The organism is Acinetobacter sp. ANC 4558, from assembly GCF_002135375.1.
In the GTDB taxonomy this organism is placed as follows: domain Bacteria; phylum Pseudomonadota; class Gammaproteobacteria; order Pseudomonadales; family Moraxellaceae; genus Acinetobacter.
Genome location: NZ_NEGH01000016.1, coordinates 12651 through 27618, shown reverse-complemented (window position 1 = coordinate 27618; position 14968 = coordinate 12651). Strand labels below are relative to the sequence as shown.

The window sequence follows — 14968 nt, the reverse complement described above, 5'->3', positions numbered from 1 at the left end:
ATTGATCTATTTCATCAATGCTCATCTAACCACTGCTTTATTGGTCTCATTTTGAAACAAATAAAGCTTAAAATTATCTTATCTACGCCCCTAAAAGGCTCTGACCGCAGACACGTACAACATTACCATTCAGACCAGATGAAGCAGCTGTTGCAAACAAAGCAATTGTTTCCGCAACGTCTACAGGTAAACCACCTTGGCTCATCGAATTCATACGACGTCCAGCTTCACGAATAGCAAATGGAATTGCTGCCGTCATTTGAGTTTCAATAAATCCAGGTGCAACTGCATTAATTGTAATACCCTGAGTTAAGGTTGGAGCGGTGTATTGAACCAGACCAATAATTCCTGCCTTTGAGGTTGCATAATTGGTTTGTCCTAAATTACCTGCAACCCCAGAAATTGAAGATACACAAATAATACGACCATTTTCATTTAAACCAGCATGTGTCAATAAATAATCATTCACTCGTTCAATTGCAGACAAGTTAATATTAATCACTAAGTCCCACAGTTCGGGTTTCATCTTCGCTAATGTTTTGTCACGAGTAATTCCCGCATTTTGCACAATAATATCTAAACCACCTTGTTTTTGTGCAGCAAGTTTAATTTGTTCACCTGCATCATCAGCCGTGATATCAATGGCTAATGTTGAACCTCCTATTTCATTGGCAACACGATCTAAATCTGCTTGTTGTTGAGGAACATCTAAACAAATCACATGTGCACCATCTCGAGCAAGAATATGGGCAATTGCTTCGCCTATTCCACGACTTGCTCCTGTGACCACAGCCGTTTTTCCTGCTAATGGCTTAGCCCAATCAATCTCTATAACTTTTGCTTGAGATACATGAATCACTTGTCCAGAGACATATGCAGAACGTGGCGAAATTGCAAAACGTAATGTTGATTCTAGATTTTTCTCTGCATCTTGATCGACATAAATTAAATTTGCAGCAATCCCTTTTTTAAATTCTTTTGCTACAGATTTAACAAATCCAACTAAGGCGCGTTGTGCAATCGCTTGCTTAACCGTTTTAGCTGTTTCAGGCGTAATACCAACAACAATGACTCGACCAGAACTTTGAATTTGACGAGCAATTGGATTAAAGAAATGATATAACGCTTTTAATTGTTCAGAGTTTTCAATACCTGATGCATCAAATATAACGACTTTATATTTTGCAGTATGCTCATTCACTAAATTTACAGATAAACCTGCTTGTGCTGAAATTTGCTGTAATTCTACATTATTTTCTGTATAACAATTTGCATGGATATTGGCTAATACCTGAGCAATTGAAGGTGCCAATGAACTTGCAGATGCAGCACCGAATAAAACACTTCCTTTAACCACGGGTGTTACACTATCAAAACGCTCCAAAAAAGTAGGAGAAGGTAATCCTAAATTTTTAATGACAAATTTACCAATCGGTGATTTCGCAAATGCTTGATATTGGTCAGTCATAATCATGGTCTCACAGGCAAATTAATTTTGAATGATTTTTAAGTTATCTATAAACTTCAACATGATGCCTAAATCTTCTATTTCAATACAAGCACCGATTTCTAGGAAATAATACTTGAGTTCATCAGGATATGTCTTGACCCGAATGCTCTCATCTCTGTCATTCTAGTCAATTTCGCTTAATCAATAGTATGATAAGGTACTTCATTAAAAGATGCTTTAATCTGTTTGGATATCTATATGAGCAAAATAAATCAAAAAAATCCAACTATCGAAACATCGGCAACACCAGCCGCAGAGAATACTTCAACAACACACTCGCCAAAAACAGTAAAACGTACACGTACGACTGCGTCTGCAACGACTGTGAAAGCAGCCTCTACTCGTGCTACAGCTTCTACCCGTAGAAAAAAAACCACTTCTACACCAACAACCACAACGAAAATTTCCGATCAACAGGATCTAAATATGAGTCAAAATACAATCCGTCGCGTTGCAATTATTGGGGGGAATCGTATTCCATTTGCTCGCTCGAATGGTGCATATTTCTCAGCATCAAATTCTGATATGTTGACTGCTGCACTCAATGGTTTAATAGAACGCTATCATTTACAAGGTTTACGCCTAGGCGAAGTTGTGGCTGGAGCTGTACTTAAACATAGCCGTGATTTCAATATGACGCGTGAATGTGTATTAAATACTTTTTTTTTCAAGCAGAAGACGGCATACGATATTCAACAAGCTTGTGCAACTGGCTTACAAGCCGCGTTTTTAGTTGCGAATAAAATTGCACTTGGGCAAATTGAAGTTGGTATTGCAGGTGGTGTAGATACGACATCTGATGCCCCTATCGCACTCGGTGATAGTTTACGAAAAGCCTTATTAAAACTAAACGTAGCTAAAACTGCAAAAGATCGCCTCAAAGCATTATCTAAAATTAACTTTAAGAAACTAATGGAAGCACCGCGTAATGGTGAACCTCGTACAGGTTTGTCAATGGGTGATCATCAAGCAATTACGGCGTTAGAATGGGGTATTTCTCGTGAAGCTCAAGATGAATTAGCAGCTTCATCGCACCAGAAAATGGCTGCTGCCTATGAAGAAGGCTTTTTTGAAGATTTAATTACCCCATTTTTAGGGCTAGAGCGCGATAATAATTTACGTCCAGACTCTAATGTTGAAAAACTTGCAAAACTTAAACCAGCGTTTGGTAAAGGCGATGCACGCACCATGACCGCAGGAAACTCTACACCATTAACTGACGGTGCATCTTGTGTATTGCTAGCATCTGAAGAATGGGCTAAAGCCAATGGTCATGAAGTTTTAGCCTATCTCAGCTTCAGTGAAACCGCAGCTGTCGATTTTGTGGTTAAAAAAGAAGGGCTGTTAATGGCTCCAGCCTATGCCGTACCTCGTATGTTAGATCGTGCTGGACTTAAACTACAAGACTTTGACTATTATGAAATTCATGAAGCATTTGCATCTCAAGTATTATCTACTCTCAAAGCATGGGAAGACCCTAAGTTCTGTAAAGATCGTTTAGGTTTAGATTCTCCATTAGGTTCTATTGACCGTTCTAAATTAAATGTGAAAGGTTCATCTTTAGCGGCGGGTCATCCATTTGCTGCAACAGGTGGTCGTATTCTTGCAACCGCTGCAAAACTCATTCATCAAAAAGGTTCAGGCCGTGTTTTGATTTCAATTTGTGCTGCTGGTGGTCAAGGTGTTACAGCCATTATTGAAAAATAATGATGTAACTTGGCTTCTACCTCAAATCATCAAATGAATAATTATTATTTTTTGATGATGCATTGAATGTAAAATTAAATAGTGTAAATAAAAAGAGCGAACTAAAGTTCGCTCTTTTTATTCTATTCATGCTTTAGTTTTTCGACTTATCAATAAAGTACTGTGTACTGTACTCAGATGTTGGTAATTTATTTAATTTCTTTTGACCGTCTTGACCTGAAAGTCCTTGTACATAGGTCAGAAATGCTTCAGCATAATCCAGACCAACATCGGTACGTCGCTCACCTGTAATGGATTTAAGCGTTGTATAGTAATCACCACCATTTGCCAAGAAATCAATTGTAATGATTTTATATGTTTTATTTAAATCTAAATTCTCATATTGATTTGATGCATTACGGACTTGAATTTGGCTTAAACGCTGACCTTTATCTCTGGTAAAATCGACGTTCCAACGTAGCCCCCCCGTATATGGGTAACTACCCGTATTATTTTGTGTCACTACACCATCGATTGCATCTTCAAGCGTCGCTTTAACTTCTGCACCCGTCATGTCTAAACGTAATAATGTATTTTTAAAAGGTAAAACACTATAAATCTTACCTACAGAAACATTGCCTAAAGCCACATCTTCACGTACACCACCGCCATTTTGGAACGAAATATCAGCACCAAAATAGGTTTTACCTTGTTGTAAGAATGCTTCAGCAATAATCTGTTGAATATCTCCACCATGCTCATTCACGTGTGCATCTTTATTACAAATATCACCCAAGGTAGAACGAGCAGTATCTCTTAATATTCCAGGTACACGGCGAGCACAAAGATTATTTGTCGCTTGACCTACAATTTTTTCTGCAAAACCTTTCTTTTGATCTTGATATGGCTTAAGTACATTAAATGTTGTTTGTAATGGTGTGACTACTTTAAATGGTGCTTGGTCTGTTTTAAACTGAGTCAATATTGCTTGTTTTTCAGGTTCAGTGACAATAGGTGCATCTTTGCTTGTCCGTTTGAAATTATCCCCAATCAAAACATGCGGTGTACCACTACAACTTTCCACATTACCATTTTTATCAAATTTGACATTTAAATCACCCACAATATAACTATACTGCCATGCTTGTGCGACACAAACTAAATTGCCATCTTTATTTTTAACTTGCGTAGGATAAGCGCCCTCAGGTGTCATATTGTATTTTTTAAGACTATCAGGTCCCAATAAGGTATGTGAGTCGCCTCCAATAATGACGTCAACATCGGTTAAAGATTTCGCTAACTGTAAATCTAAATCATAACCAACATGCGTTTGTAAAATAATATTTTTAATGCCTTGTGCTTTATATTGATTAATTTCTTTTTGTGCCGTTTCAATTTCATCCGCAAAGATAGTATCTGCATTTGGTTGGGATGAATTTTTGGTCTTTTTCGCAATCGTCAAACCAATAATCGCAAATTTAACACCATCTTTTTCAAAAACTTGTGATTTTTGAATACGATTGGTTTTATACAGCGGTGATGACGCACCAAACGTTACATTTGCCGTCAGAACTTTAGTCTTCTCTTTACATGAACCTTGATCTAAAAAGTCTATAAACTTCTTCAATCCAGCATCAGTTGCATCAAATTCATGATTTCCTGGCGTAAAAGTATCAAAACAAATTGTATTCATTGCATCGGCATCGGCCTTGCCATCTGTTAGGTTATAATACAAATCACCTGTTGTTGCATCGCCTGCATGAATTTTTAAAACATTTTTCTTTTCGGTGGCTAATTGATTCATTAAGCCCGCAACACGAGCAAAGCCACCACTGGCAACACTAAACTCTTCTTCTCCTGTACCTACATTCGCTTTGAATTTAATGCTTTCTTCATCTAAATGTGAATGATGATCGTTAATATGTAAAATATTTAATTCTAGTGGCTTCGCTTCTACAGGCACAGGTGGTTTACTGGTCGTATGATCATTATCATCATTACACGCAACCAATAACACAGATAATATACTTAGCAATAGAATCGATTTTTTATTATGAATTAACATGATATTCCCAATCAATGGTAAAGATTGATGGGTATTTTGCAGATGATTTATTTAACTTTGATGAATCAACGCTAAAACGGAACTGACTAAAATTAAAATATTATTCATCCTCTTGGAATCCAATAAATCAGCATAAGAGGGTGTAAATATTCTGATGCGCTTTTGTAATACCTAAAATCCAAGAACCTAAATCATAAATCTTTAGGTTCTAAAATATTTAAAATCGCTTGTACTGGATCTTCACTATTACCAGAAAGTAATTTTTTATGCATGGTGATATGTTGCATAACTTGAATTTGACTGGCTTCGATATCCATTAATAATTCGATTTCATGTGCAAGTTTTGTCGCTGTTGCATCTTTTTGAATTAATTCGGTAATCACCTTCTTACCCGCAATAATATTCGGTAAAGAATAATACTTAATTTTGACTAATAATTTTACGATTCGATAGGTTAACCAATTCAGCTTATAAAAGGTCACCATTGGTCGATGTAATAACATTGCTTCTAATGTTGCTGTACCAGAAGCCAGTGCAATAATGTCAGAGGCATTCATGACTTGACGGCCAATTTTAGACTCTGTTGAGGTATTTTCCATGATGTACACTTTATTTTTTAAGCGTTCTGGATAAGTCGTTAATAATGCTTCGATTTGAGTTTTACGCGCATCGTTAATTGCAGGAATTAAAAAAGAATATTCAGGGTGCTTCTGACTGATAATTTTGGCAGCATCTAATGCAATAGGTCCAAGTTTTTCAATTTCACTTCTACGGCTTCCTGGTAACAAAGCGATATATTTTTTAGCTGGATCTAAACCGAGTTCTAATTTCGCTTCATTTAAAGGGTTTACTAATGGTAACTGACTTGCAAGTGGATGCCCAACAAATGCCGCAGGAACGTCCCACTGTTGATAAAATGCTTTTTCAAAAGGAAATAAACACAACACTAAATCAATCGTTGCTTTAATGCCATGTACACGCCCCTGTCGCCAAGCCCATACTGATGGACTTACATACTGAATGGTTTTGATCGGTAAATGCTTTTGTTTAATTGCCTTAGATACACGTAAATTAAAATCAGGCGCATCAATACCAATAAATACATCGACAGGATGATTCACCCAAGCATCAATTAAGCCATCACGAACAGCAAATAATTTTCGAATATCTTTGAGTACTTCAACAATTCCCATCACAGATAAGATATCCATTGGATAAAAACTATTAAAGCCTTCCGCAATCATTTGTGGCCCACCAATACCTTCAAATTTTGCGTCTATACCTTGCTCACGAAAACTTCGAATCAATTTAGCACCAAGCGTATCACCTGAAACTTCCCCAACAACGATTCCTATTCTTAGTTTCCTATTTTGCAAGTCTAAATCCTCTCAATATACGGTAAAAGTTTAACATACCCTACAATTAACACTTCAATACTTTTCTCTTTAAATTATGCTGTAATTGTTTAATAGCTTATCTGAATATTCTAGATTCCTTCATATTTAATCTAAATTAACAATCATCATCACCTTTATTTACATTCAAATTAACAATAAACTAAATGATAATTATTTGCATTAATATTTCTTGATGCATTCTTCCTTCATCCACCATCTGACATATTTTATTTCATATGTATTGTTCGTGGTGAAACTGAGAATGCATTTCGTTCATGAGAAATGGGCTAATCAAGTAACTGCCTCATTCACTTGAGCCGCTCATCATAGATGTAAAATGCAAATAAAATTTCAATATCGCTTAAGTTCATTGATTTAGATGGTATCTATTTAACATGCTTACCCAATTCTACTACCCTATATCGATTACTTATCGTTTTGTATTCGCGTTTGTTATTGGTTTTTTGTCTGCAAAGTATTTGTCATTAAGTCTTGCCTTACTTTTTCATCATTATCATATTTTACCTAATGCAGAAGCCATATATCTCGCGGCTTTTATCAGCATTATATATTTTGTCATTTACGTTATTTATAACTTTATTGTTCAATCACTAATTAAACTTACCATATTAAGTTTAATTAGTCTCGTTTGTTTCTATAGTTTAAGTCAATTTTTAGGATAAGTTGTGCATAAATCTGCTCGCCAATCTATGGCATGGTTACATTCTTGGCTAGGACTACTCTTAGGTTGGTTACTATTCTGCATATTTCTGACAGGAACATTCAGTTACTATCGACAAGAAATTAACGTATGGTCGCAGCCCATTCTGGCAACCATTGAAGTCAATCAAAAAGAGACCATTCAACAAACATTCGAATATTTACAAAAAAATGCACATGATGCGAAATCTTGGTTCATTCAAGTTGCAAACCAAGATAATCCCGTCAATAGAATATATTGGCAAAAGCCAGATGGTTCATATGAAGGTAAAACTTTAGATCCAAATACGGGCAAAGAATTAAACTTAACTCAAGAACCTGCTGGCGATTTCTTTTATGCTTTTCATTTCCAACTTTTTGGTATTCCTTATTATGTTGGACGGTTAATTGTTTGCTTTGCGGCATTTATTATGTTGATTAGTTTAATCTCAGGCATTATCACGCATAAAAAAATTTTTACCGACTTTTTTACCTTAAGAACATTTAAAGGTCCTCGTTCATATTTAGATTTTCATAATGTTACTTCTGTCATCGCACTTCCCTTCTTCCTAATAATTACTTTTACTGGCTTAGCTATTTTCTTTTATCTCTATTTACCACAAGGCATTGAAAAATTATATGCTAAAGATAGATTTCAATATTTTGAAGAAATCAATAATCAACCTTCGCTTCAAAAAACCACATCAATACCAACAACAATGCTCGATATACAACAGATACAAAACAGAGTTACACCGCATTTAGGCGCTGGTGAGATTGCGAATATTAATGTAAAAAACCCCAATACCACCACATCAACAATTACATTTATTGCCTTACAAGACAATTCTATTTCTCGTAATGCGCCGCAAATTACCCTCAATGCCTCAACAGGTGAAATTCAACAAAATATGAAAAACACCAGTGCGATAGCAACTTTAAATGCGAGCGTCTACGGTCTACATATGGCGAAATTTGCACAACCATTTTTACGCTTTGGACTTTTTATCTCTGGTATTCTCGGTTGCTTAATGATTGCTTCTGGGCTACTGCTATGGAGCTTAAAGCGACAAATACAATATCCTTCCAATACATTTCATCTCGGATATTTTTTAGTTGATCGTTTAAACATTGCCACACTTATTGGCCTCCCTATTGCGACGATCTGCTATTTTTTAACGAATCGTATTTCTCTCATTTATTCACTACACAATCTTGAAATTACTGTATTTTTCTCTATCTGGAGCGCATGTTTTTTACTTGCACTCATTATTAAAACACAAAAATTATGGTCAACCTTCTTAAAACTCTTCATCGTGGTTAGTAGTTTACTGCTCATCATCAATTGGATTTATTTAATTCGCGATTTGCCAATTGATCATTTTAGTCATTATTGGAAGTTTATTCGATTCGACTTATTTATTTTACTCTTCATCTTGAGTGCCATTTTTATTCATCAAAAAATTACCCCTATTCGTAATAAAACCCTTGCAAAAATCAAAGCGAAAAGAAAAGTCGCTCAACAGGATATCGAATCATGAAAATCTTTTTTCTTGTTTTGAGTTTAGTGTTCATTTTTTCTGCCTTCTATGCTTTTTATTGCATCAATAAAAAGCAATATAAAAATATCTTGAATACGCCATTTTATGTCTTAACTCAATACCCTAAATGCACACAATGCATCGCCTATATTTTACTGATCATTGCCTTGCTCATGTTGATTCAAGTTTATGGTTTTTCGATTGCTTTTATTAGCTTATGGATATTTATAACGCCAATTATATTCTTGATTATTCTTTTAAAAAACAACCTTAAACCAAAGTAAAGATGCGAGATTAAATCACCTAAATCCCTTTATCTTTTTTAGAGATAAGCAAATCACTTATCAAGACAACCACTTATATGCAAAAGTAATAATATATGCACGTTTTCTTATAATTGACATCTAACTATGTTTGGTCCACTTGAGTTTATTTTAGCAGGCATATTGGTTGGTTTTTGCGTTGGCGTGACAGGTGTAGGAGGTGGTTCACTCATGACACCTATTCTTATTACATTGTTCAGAATTGAACCTCATATCGCTATCGGAACTGATCTTTTATATGCTGCTATTTCTAAATTCTGTGGTTCATTAGTTCATGCCAAAAAAATGAATATTGTCTGGCCAATTGTGCTTTGGCTTTCTGTTGGCAGTATTCCTGCCTCATTTGCAACACATTGGGTACTTGATCATTACTTAAGTCAATCTACGCATTATAAAATGGTACTAACCATTGTGCTCGGCTTCATGTTGACTTTGACGGGTATTTCGATCATGTTCCGTGGATATATCGAACAATTTTTTGAAAAGTTTAGAAAAAACAAAGAGACAGAAATCACTCAAAACATACAAGAAATCCGCGAACAAGCGAAGAATAAGCGCGTTTATATTATCGTTATGGGGATTATTTTAGGCGTTTTTGTCACGCTTTCTTCTGTGGGTGCAGGTGCATTTGGGATTATGGCATTAATATTAATGTTTCCAAATTTACCCATGATTCGCATTATTGGCTCTGATGTTGTACATGCTGTGCTCTTAACATTCGTTGCAGGTTTAGGACATATGTCATCAGGCAATGTGGATTTTGAACTATTAGGTTGGCTACTTTTTGGTTCAATTCCAGCGATTATTGTGGGTACACTCATTAGCTCTCGTTTACCAGAACGTTATATTCGAAAAATTTTAGGCGTTACTCTTTTTGCTTTGGGCTTAAATTTTATGATTAACCCAGTAAAATCTAAACCCGTTCAGATTCAACAAATAAATAAACCATTGTCAGTGAATACATAGGTTTTATCAGCATAAGCTGTTAAAATAATCGCTTATGTTTTAATTAAGCTCCCGATTCATCACTTTTTTTTCAACAATGTATTGATCTTTTTGATAACAAATGAACAGTAGATTTGTGTTATAGTCGGGCAATGAAATAATCTTGTATAATCAAACCAGTGACGGCAATGAATACTTTACAGTCAAATTCTATTACCCAAAATGATATCGATGATGTGAACGTACAGAGCATTCAACCTCTTGTAACTCCAGCACAATTAAAAACAGAATTACCTTTAACTGAAAATGCCTATCAAACAGTACTCAAAGGTCGTGAAACGATTCGCAACATTTTAGATGGAAAAGATCAGCGCATCTTTGTCGTTATTGGTCCATGTTCTATTCACGACATCAAAGCGGCACATGAGTACGCAGATCGTCTGAAAGTATTAAGTGACAAAATTCAAGATTCTATTTATGTCGTGATGCGTGTTTATTTTGAAAAACCACGTACAACTGTAGGTTGGAAAGGTCTTATTAACGATCCAGATATGAATGACTCTTTTAATATAGAAAAAGGTCTTCGTTTAGGTCGTAAATTACTCCTCGAACTGAATGAAAAAGGTTTACCTTGTGCGACTGAAGCACTTGATCCAAATTCACCTCAATATTATCAAGATTTAATATCTTGGTCTGCAATTGGTGCACGTACAACCGAAAGCCAAACGCATCGTGAAATGTCATCTGGTTTATCATCTCCTGTTGGTTTTAAAAATGGCACAGATGGCGGTTTAACCGTTGCAACCAATGCGATGCAATCTGTAAAACATGGACATAGCTTCCTTGGCTTAAATGAAAATGGTCAAGTTTCTGTTATCCGTACCAGTGGAAACCCATATGCACACGTTGTTTTACGTGGTGGTAATGGAAAACCAAACTACGATGCGGGTTCTGTTGCTGAAGCTGAAGCAGCTCTTTCGAAAGCAAAAGTTAGCAATAAAATTATGATTGATACAAGTCATGCAAACTCAAATAAAGATCCATTTTTACAACCATTAGTACTTAAAAATATTACTGAACAGATTTTAGAAGGCAATAAATCAATTGTCGGCATTATGGTCGAAAGTCATCTAAAAGGTGGACGTCAAGATATTCCAGAGAATCTATCTGATTTAGAATATGGAAAATCCGTAACTGATGGCTGTATCGATTGGGATACAACTGAAAAAGCGCTTCTTGCAATGCATGATGCCCTTAAGGATGTCCTACCAAATCGTTAATTTTATTAAAACGCCATCGCTAAGATGGCGTTTTCGTTTTATAGTGTATAAAAGATAAGGAACTTTTCGTCGTCATGAATGATATTGAAAATCAACTTAGTCAAATTCAAAATTTCCAGTTTATTCACGACCACCTATTTACATCAGGTCAACCCAGCCAAGAACAACTCCAATCCATTAAAGAATATGGTGTAAATACTGTTATTAATTTAGCCCTTACAGATGCAAATCCACATCTAGAACAAGAAGATCGCATTTGTTTAGAATTAGACCTTGAATATTTTCAGATTCCTATTTTATGGAATACACCTTCTGCTGAACAATGTCTTTTCGTTTTAGATCTCATTCATCACCTCATTCAAGAGAAAATGGTGTGGGTTCATTGTGCAAAAAACCATCGCGTGAGTAGTTTAATGTATCTATACCGTCAATATTATATGGATATGGACTTACCCACTGCTCAGGAATTAATGCACCAAATCTGGGAACCTGATGAAACATGGACAGGGTTAGTTCATGCAGTTGCTCTACAGCTTCAAGGGCGCAAAGCAACTCAAGAATTACAAAATGAGCTTAATCATACAGATCATTTAGCATGAGAAATAAGCACAGTTGCTGTTGAAAGAATACCTTCTTCACGCCCTGTAAAACCTAATTTTTCTGTTGTCGTCGCTTTTATACTGATTTGAGTGACATTAACATGAAGAACATCCGCAATACTTTGACGCATTGCTAAATTATGAGGTGCTAACTTCGGTTTTTCACAGGCAACGGTAATATCGGCATTATTTAATATATAACCTCTATCTAAAATAAGCTGATAGACATGTTTTAACAATACACGACTATCCGCACCTTTAAAATTCGGATCTGTATCAGGAAAATGTTGCCCAATATCCCCTAAAGCAAGTGCCCCGAGTAATGCATCAGCAAGTGCATGTAAAATTACATCACCATCTGAATGTGCTTTTAAACCCTGTGTATGTGGAATTTGAATACCTGCTAAGGTTACAAAATCACCTTCTTCAAATGCATGAACATCAATTCCCTGTCCAATCCGTATTTGTTGAATCATGTGTAATTCCTTAAGAAAATAATCGTTGAAATCTTGTATTCATGCTTTCTATTTAGCTATAGTTGAACCAGCAAAATAAAGTGAAAGTATAAGCGATCATGCGGTCAAAAAAAGTAATTAATCTCGTAAAAATGATGTCTTCTGCCCTAGGTCTTGGATACCTTCTTACGTCTTTAGCTTTTGCACAAGAAATTAACTGTTCACATCAGAAATCTACTGCACTAAAAACGGTATGTTCATCTGCCTTTCAAGCGCAAAAGCAAAAATTAGAAGCACAAGCAATAACCGCCTACATGGTAACCGATGCGCCATTACGCTTATTGCAAGATACGCATGTTATTTGGTTACGCCAATTACAACGTTGTAAATATCAATCATGCTTTCAACAGCAAATAGATTTACGTACCGACCAGTTGAATTTTTTTGCCTCATTAAACCAAAGTCTTACTCAGCATTATTTAAAAGTTGAAAATGGTGAATTAGCGCAAAAACCTATCCATATTCAAATTCATCGACTCAATAAGAATAATATTAAAATCGAAGGCATTGCTTACTTAAATCCAAACAATAAATTAGAGAAACAAAATTTATCTTTATTGGCTTACTCAACACCAGCGCAAAAATCAGATATTATTGACAATAATAATGACTGCAAATATCACTTTAAATATTCAAAAGCTTACCTTTCTGTAAGCTCAGACCAAAAAGGCTGTGAAATATTTCTTGGAACCTATCGTTTATATGACTAATATTTAAATCACAAAATTAAGTAGCCAAAACTTTTGCCAATCTTAATGCGCACAGCCAGAGACTTGCCCTAAAAATCCTTGCCTATTAATTCAACTAAAATGAACAAAATCGCCAATCCCTAAGATATTGTATATCATACCAATCTAGTCTCTTAATTAATTTCCTTCTTTTAATAAATTGCCCCTACAGCACACTTAAATAACGTATACCTTAACCTCACTTTATTCATATAGAACGCAGGTTACAAAAATAAAAAATTGCTTTTATCAGGCTTTTTATGAGCTTATATTTTAATAATTTTAAAAAAATGAAGATATTAGAGAAATATAATAATAAAAACTCAATCCTTAATCTTTAACTTATGTAAGAATAAGTCAAAGTTCTACTCCATAAAATTTATACTATAATGATAATTTATACAAATCATCAAACGTAAAATTGAACTGAAGCATTTTGTTAATTGCACAAATATTTTTTCAATCGCAGAGTATCAGTTAACGTTTTAAATCATTTAAAGCATAAATATGTAATTTCATTAATAAATGTCTTCATATTACATAAATTAAATGTATAGTTTTAGCCAATTATTTTAGAATGTAAAAATGAGTATTAAATTTCACATTTGGTATCTTTTAACATTGTCACTTCGTCGCAAAGTTCCCATTATATAGCAACATTTTGGTTATAGCTTTCTGCGTCAATTAAAAGAATTTATAAAAAAAATGTAGAACTTTATGCCATAATAAGCAAATTTTGTAGGCATCTTGCAAAATAAAATGTAATTTTATCAACGGGAGTAAGCTGAATGAGTGCAGCCATTTTGGTCATTCATGGACCAAACTTGAATTTACTCGGGATTCGTGAGCCTGATGTATATGGTTCATTAACACTTGAAAATATCAATCAGCAACTCATTTCACAAGCAAAAAATGCCTTGATAACACTAGATACGTTTCAAAGTAACTGGGAAGGTGCCATTGTAGATCGCATTCATCAAGCCCAAAAAGAAAATACTCAATTTATTATTATTAATCCAGCTGCACTAACACATACTTCTGTTGCAGTTCGAGATGCGCTGTTAGGTGTTGCAATACCATTTATTGAAGTTCATTTGTCCAACGTTCATGCACGTGAGGCATTTAGACATCATTCATATCTTTCAGATAAAGCCATTGGCGTAATTTGTGGTTTCGGTGCAAAAGGATATTTCGCTGCACTCGATTACGCTATTGAAAAACTTAACTTCTCTATAAAATCTTAATCAGGAATACTGTCTCATGGATATTCGTAAAATCAAGAAACTCATCGATTTAATGATTGAGTCTGACTTACAAGCGATTGAAGTCAAAGAAGGTGATCAATCTATCGCCCTGACTCGTCGCAATCCGATTGTAGCAGCAGCTGTTCCGACAATTACAGCCCCTATTGCAGAAGTGCCAGTTGCAAAAACACCTCGTGGTGCTGTTGAAACATCACCAATGGTTGGTGTTTTTTATGCAGCACCTAGTCCAGGTGAGGCTCCATTCGTAAAAGTAGGTCAAACTATTTCTGCGGGCGAAACATTGGGAATCATTGAAGCAATGAAAATCATGAACCCAATTGAAGCAACGCAAAGCGGCGTAGTTGAAGAAATTTTAGTGAAAAATGGTGACGTTATTCAATTCGGTCAGCCTCTGTTCCGTTATCGCGCTTAATAC

Annotated in this window: 12 protein-coding genes; 8 read left to right on the top strand and 4 right to left on the bottom strand. The window is 35.2% G+C overall.

Annotated elements, in window-relative coordinates:
• Positions 1–82: 82 nt before the first annotated feature.
• Positions 83–1468: a 3-oxoacyl-ACP reductase gene (locus B9T31_RS15920; RefSeq protein WP_086182917.1), complete on the bottom strand. Its 1386-nt coding sequence runs from the start codon at positions 1466–1468 to the stop codon at positions 83–85.
• A 240-nt stretch (positions 1469–1708) separates the two neighbouring features.
• Here B9T31_RS15920 and B9T31_RS15915 point away from each other — a divergent pair, with 240 nt between their 5' ends.
• Positions 1709–3217 (top strand): acetyl-CoA C-acetyltransferase, encoded by a 1509-nt coding sequence (locus tag B9T31_RS15915; protein WP_086182916.1) that lies wholly within the window; start codon positions 1709–1711, stop codon positions 3215–3217.
• A 133-nt stretch (positions 3218–3350) separates the two neighbouring features.
• Here B9T31_RS15915 and B9T31_RS15910 read toward each other — a convergent pair whose 3' ends face one another.
• Both B9T31_RS15910 and lpxB read right to left on the bottom strand, forming a co-directional pair.
• On the bottom strand, positions 3351–5261 hold the full coding sequence (locus tag B9T31_RS15910) for a 5'-nucleotidase C-terminal domain-containing protein (RefSeq protein ID WP_086182915.1): 1911 nt from the start codon (positions 5259–5261) through the stop codon (positions 3351–3353).
• Positions 5262–5452: 191 nt separating this feature from the next.
• A complete protein-coding gene (lpxB, locus tag B9T31_RS15905) occupies positions 5453–6637 on the bottom strand; it encodes a lipid-A-disaccharide synthase (RefSeq protein ID WP_086182914.1) in 1185 nt (394 codons plus the stop codon).
• A gap of 707 nt (positions 6638–7344) precedes the next feature.
• Here lpxB and B9T31_RS15895 point away from each other — a divergent pair.
• From B9T31_RS15895 to B9T31_RS15875, 4 genes are all read left to right on the top strand, one after another.
• The gene (locus tag B9T31_RS15895; RefSeq protein ID WP_086182912.1) at positions 7345–8898 is read left to right on the top strand and encodes a PepSY-associated TM helix domain-containing protein; all 1554 of its coding nucleotides are present in this window, start codon (positions 7345–7347) and stop codon (positions 8896–8898) included.
• A 410-nt stretch (positions 8899–9308) separates the two neighbouring features.
• Positions 9309–10187: a sulfite exporter TauE/SafE family protein gene (locus B9T31_RS15885; protein ID WP_086182910.1), complete on the top strand. Its 879-nt coding sequence runs from the start codon at positions 9309–9311 to the stop codon at positions 10185–10187.
• 167 nt (positions 10188–10354) lie between these two features.
• Complete coding sequence (locus B9T31_RS15880; RefSeq protein ID WP_086182909.1) at positions 10355–11446, top strand: 3-deoxy-7-phosphoheptulonate synthase; 1092 nt, start codon at positions 10355–10357, stop codon at positions 11444–11446.
• A 74-nt stretch (positions 11447–11520) separates the two neighbouring features.
• A complete protein-coding gene (locus tag B9T31_RS15875; protein ID WP_086182908.1) occupies positions 11521–12045 on the top strand; it encodes a protein tyrosine phosphatase family protein in 525 nt (174 codons plus the stop codon).
• On the opposite strand, the gene ispF is transcribed toward B9T31_RS15875, so the two are convergent.
• Positions 12033–12521, bottom strand: a complete 489-nt coding sequence (gene ispF, locus B9T31_RS15870) for a 2-C-methyl-D-erythritol 2,4-cyclodiphosphate synthase (protein ID WP_086182907.1) — start codon at positions 12519–12521, stop codon at positions 12033–12035. The two genes, B9T31_RS15875 and ispF, sit on opposite strands and share 13 nt — an antisense overlap.
• 98 nt (positions 12522–12619) lie before the next feature.
• Here ispF and B9T31_RS15865 point away from each other — a divergent pair, with 98 nt between their 5' ends.
• From B9T31_RS15865 to accB, 3 genes are all read left to right on the top strand, one after another.
• Positions 12620–13270 carry a hypothetical protein gene (locus tag B9T31_RS15865; protein ID WP_086182906.1) on the top strand — a complete coding sequence of 217 codons (651 nt, stop codon included), beginning with the start codon at positions 12620–12622 and terminating at the stop codon, positions 13268–13270.
• Between the two features lie 806 nt (positions 13271–14076).
• Entirely contained in the window at positions 14077–14532 is a 456-nt protein-coding gene (aroQ, locus tag B9T31_RS15860) for a type II 3-dehydroquinate dehydratase (RefSeq protein ID WP_086182905.1), read from the top strand.
• Between the two features lie 16 nt (positions 14533–14548).
• Positions 14549–14965, top strand: coding sequence for an acetyl-CoA carboxylase biotin carboxyl carrier protein (gene accB, locus B9T31_RS15855; RefSeq protein ID WP_086182904.1), 417 nt, complete (start codon positions 14549–14551; stop codon positions 14963–14965).
• Positions 14966–14968 lie beyond the last annotated feature (3 nt).

Excerpts from the sequence above, each read along its gene's own strand:
- B9T31_RS15920 (WP_086182917.1), bottom strand. The coding sequence starts at position 1,468 with ATGACTGACCAATATCAAGCATTTGCGAAATCACCGATTGGTAAATTT.
- B9T31_RS15915 (WP_086182916.1), top strand. The coding sequence starts at position 1,709 with ATGAGCAAAATAAATCAAAAAAATCCAACTATCGAAACATCGGCAACA.
- B9T31_RS15910 (WP_086182915.1), bottom strand. The coding sequence starts at position 5,261 with ATGTTAATTCATAATAAAAAATCGATTCTATTGCTAAGTATATTATCT.
- B9T31_RS15885 (WP_086182910.1), top strand. The coding sequence starts at position 9,309 with ATGTTTGGTCCACTTGAGTTTATTTTAGCAGGCATATTGGTTGGTTTT.
- B9T31_RS15880 (WP_086182909.1), top strand. The coding sequence starts at position 10,355 with ATGAATACTTTACAGTCAAATTCTATTACCCAAAATGATATCGATGAT.
- B9T31_RS15875 (WP_086182908.1), top strand. The coding sequence starts at position 11,521 with ATGAATGATATTGAAAATCAACTTAGTCAAATTCAAAATTTCCAGTTT.
- ispF (WP_086182907.1), bottom strand. The coding sequence starts at position 12,521 with ATGATTCAACAAATACGGATTGGACAGGGAATTGATGTTCATGCATTT.
- B9T31_RS15865 (WP_086182906.1), top strand. The coding sequence starts at position 12,620 with ATGCGGTCAAAAAAAGTAATTAATCTCGTAAAAATGATGTCTTCTGCC.
- aroQ (WP_086182905.1), top strand. The coding sequence starts at position 14,077 with ATGAGTGCAGCCATTTTGGTCATTCATGGACCAAACTTGAATTTACTC.
- accB (WP_086182904.1), top strand. The coding sequence starts at position 14,549 with ATGGATATTCGTAAAATCAAGAAACTCATCGATTTAATGATTGAGTCT.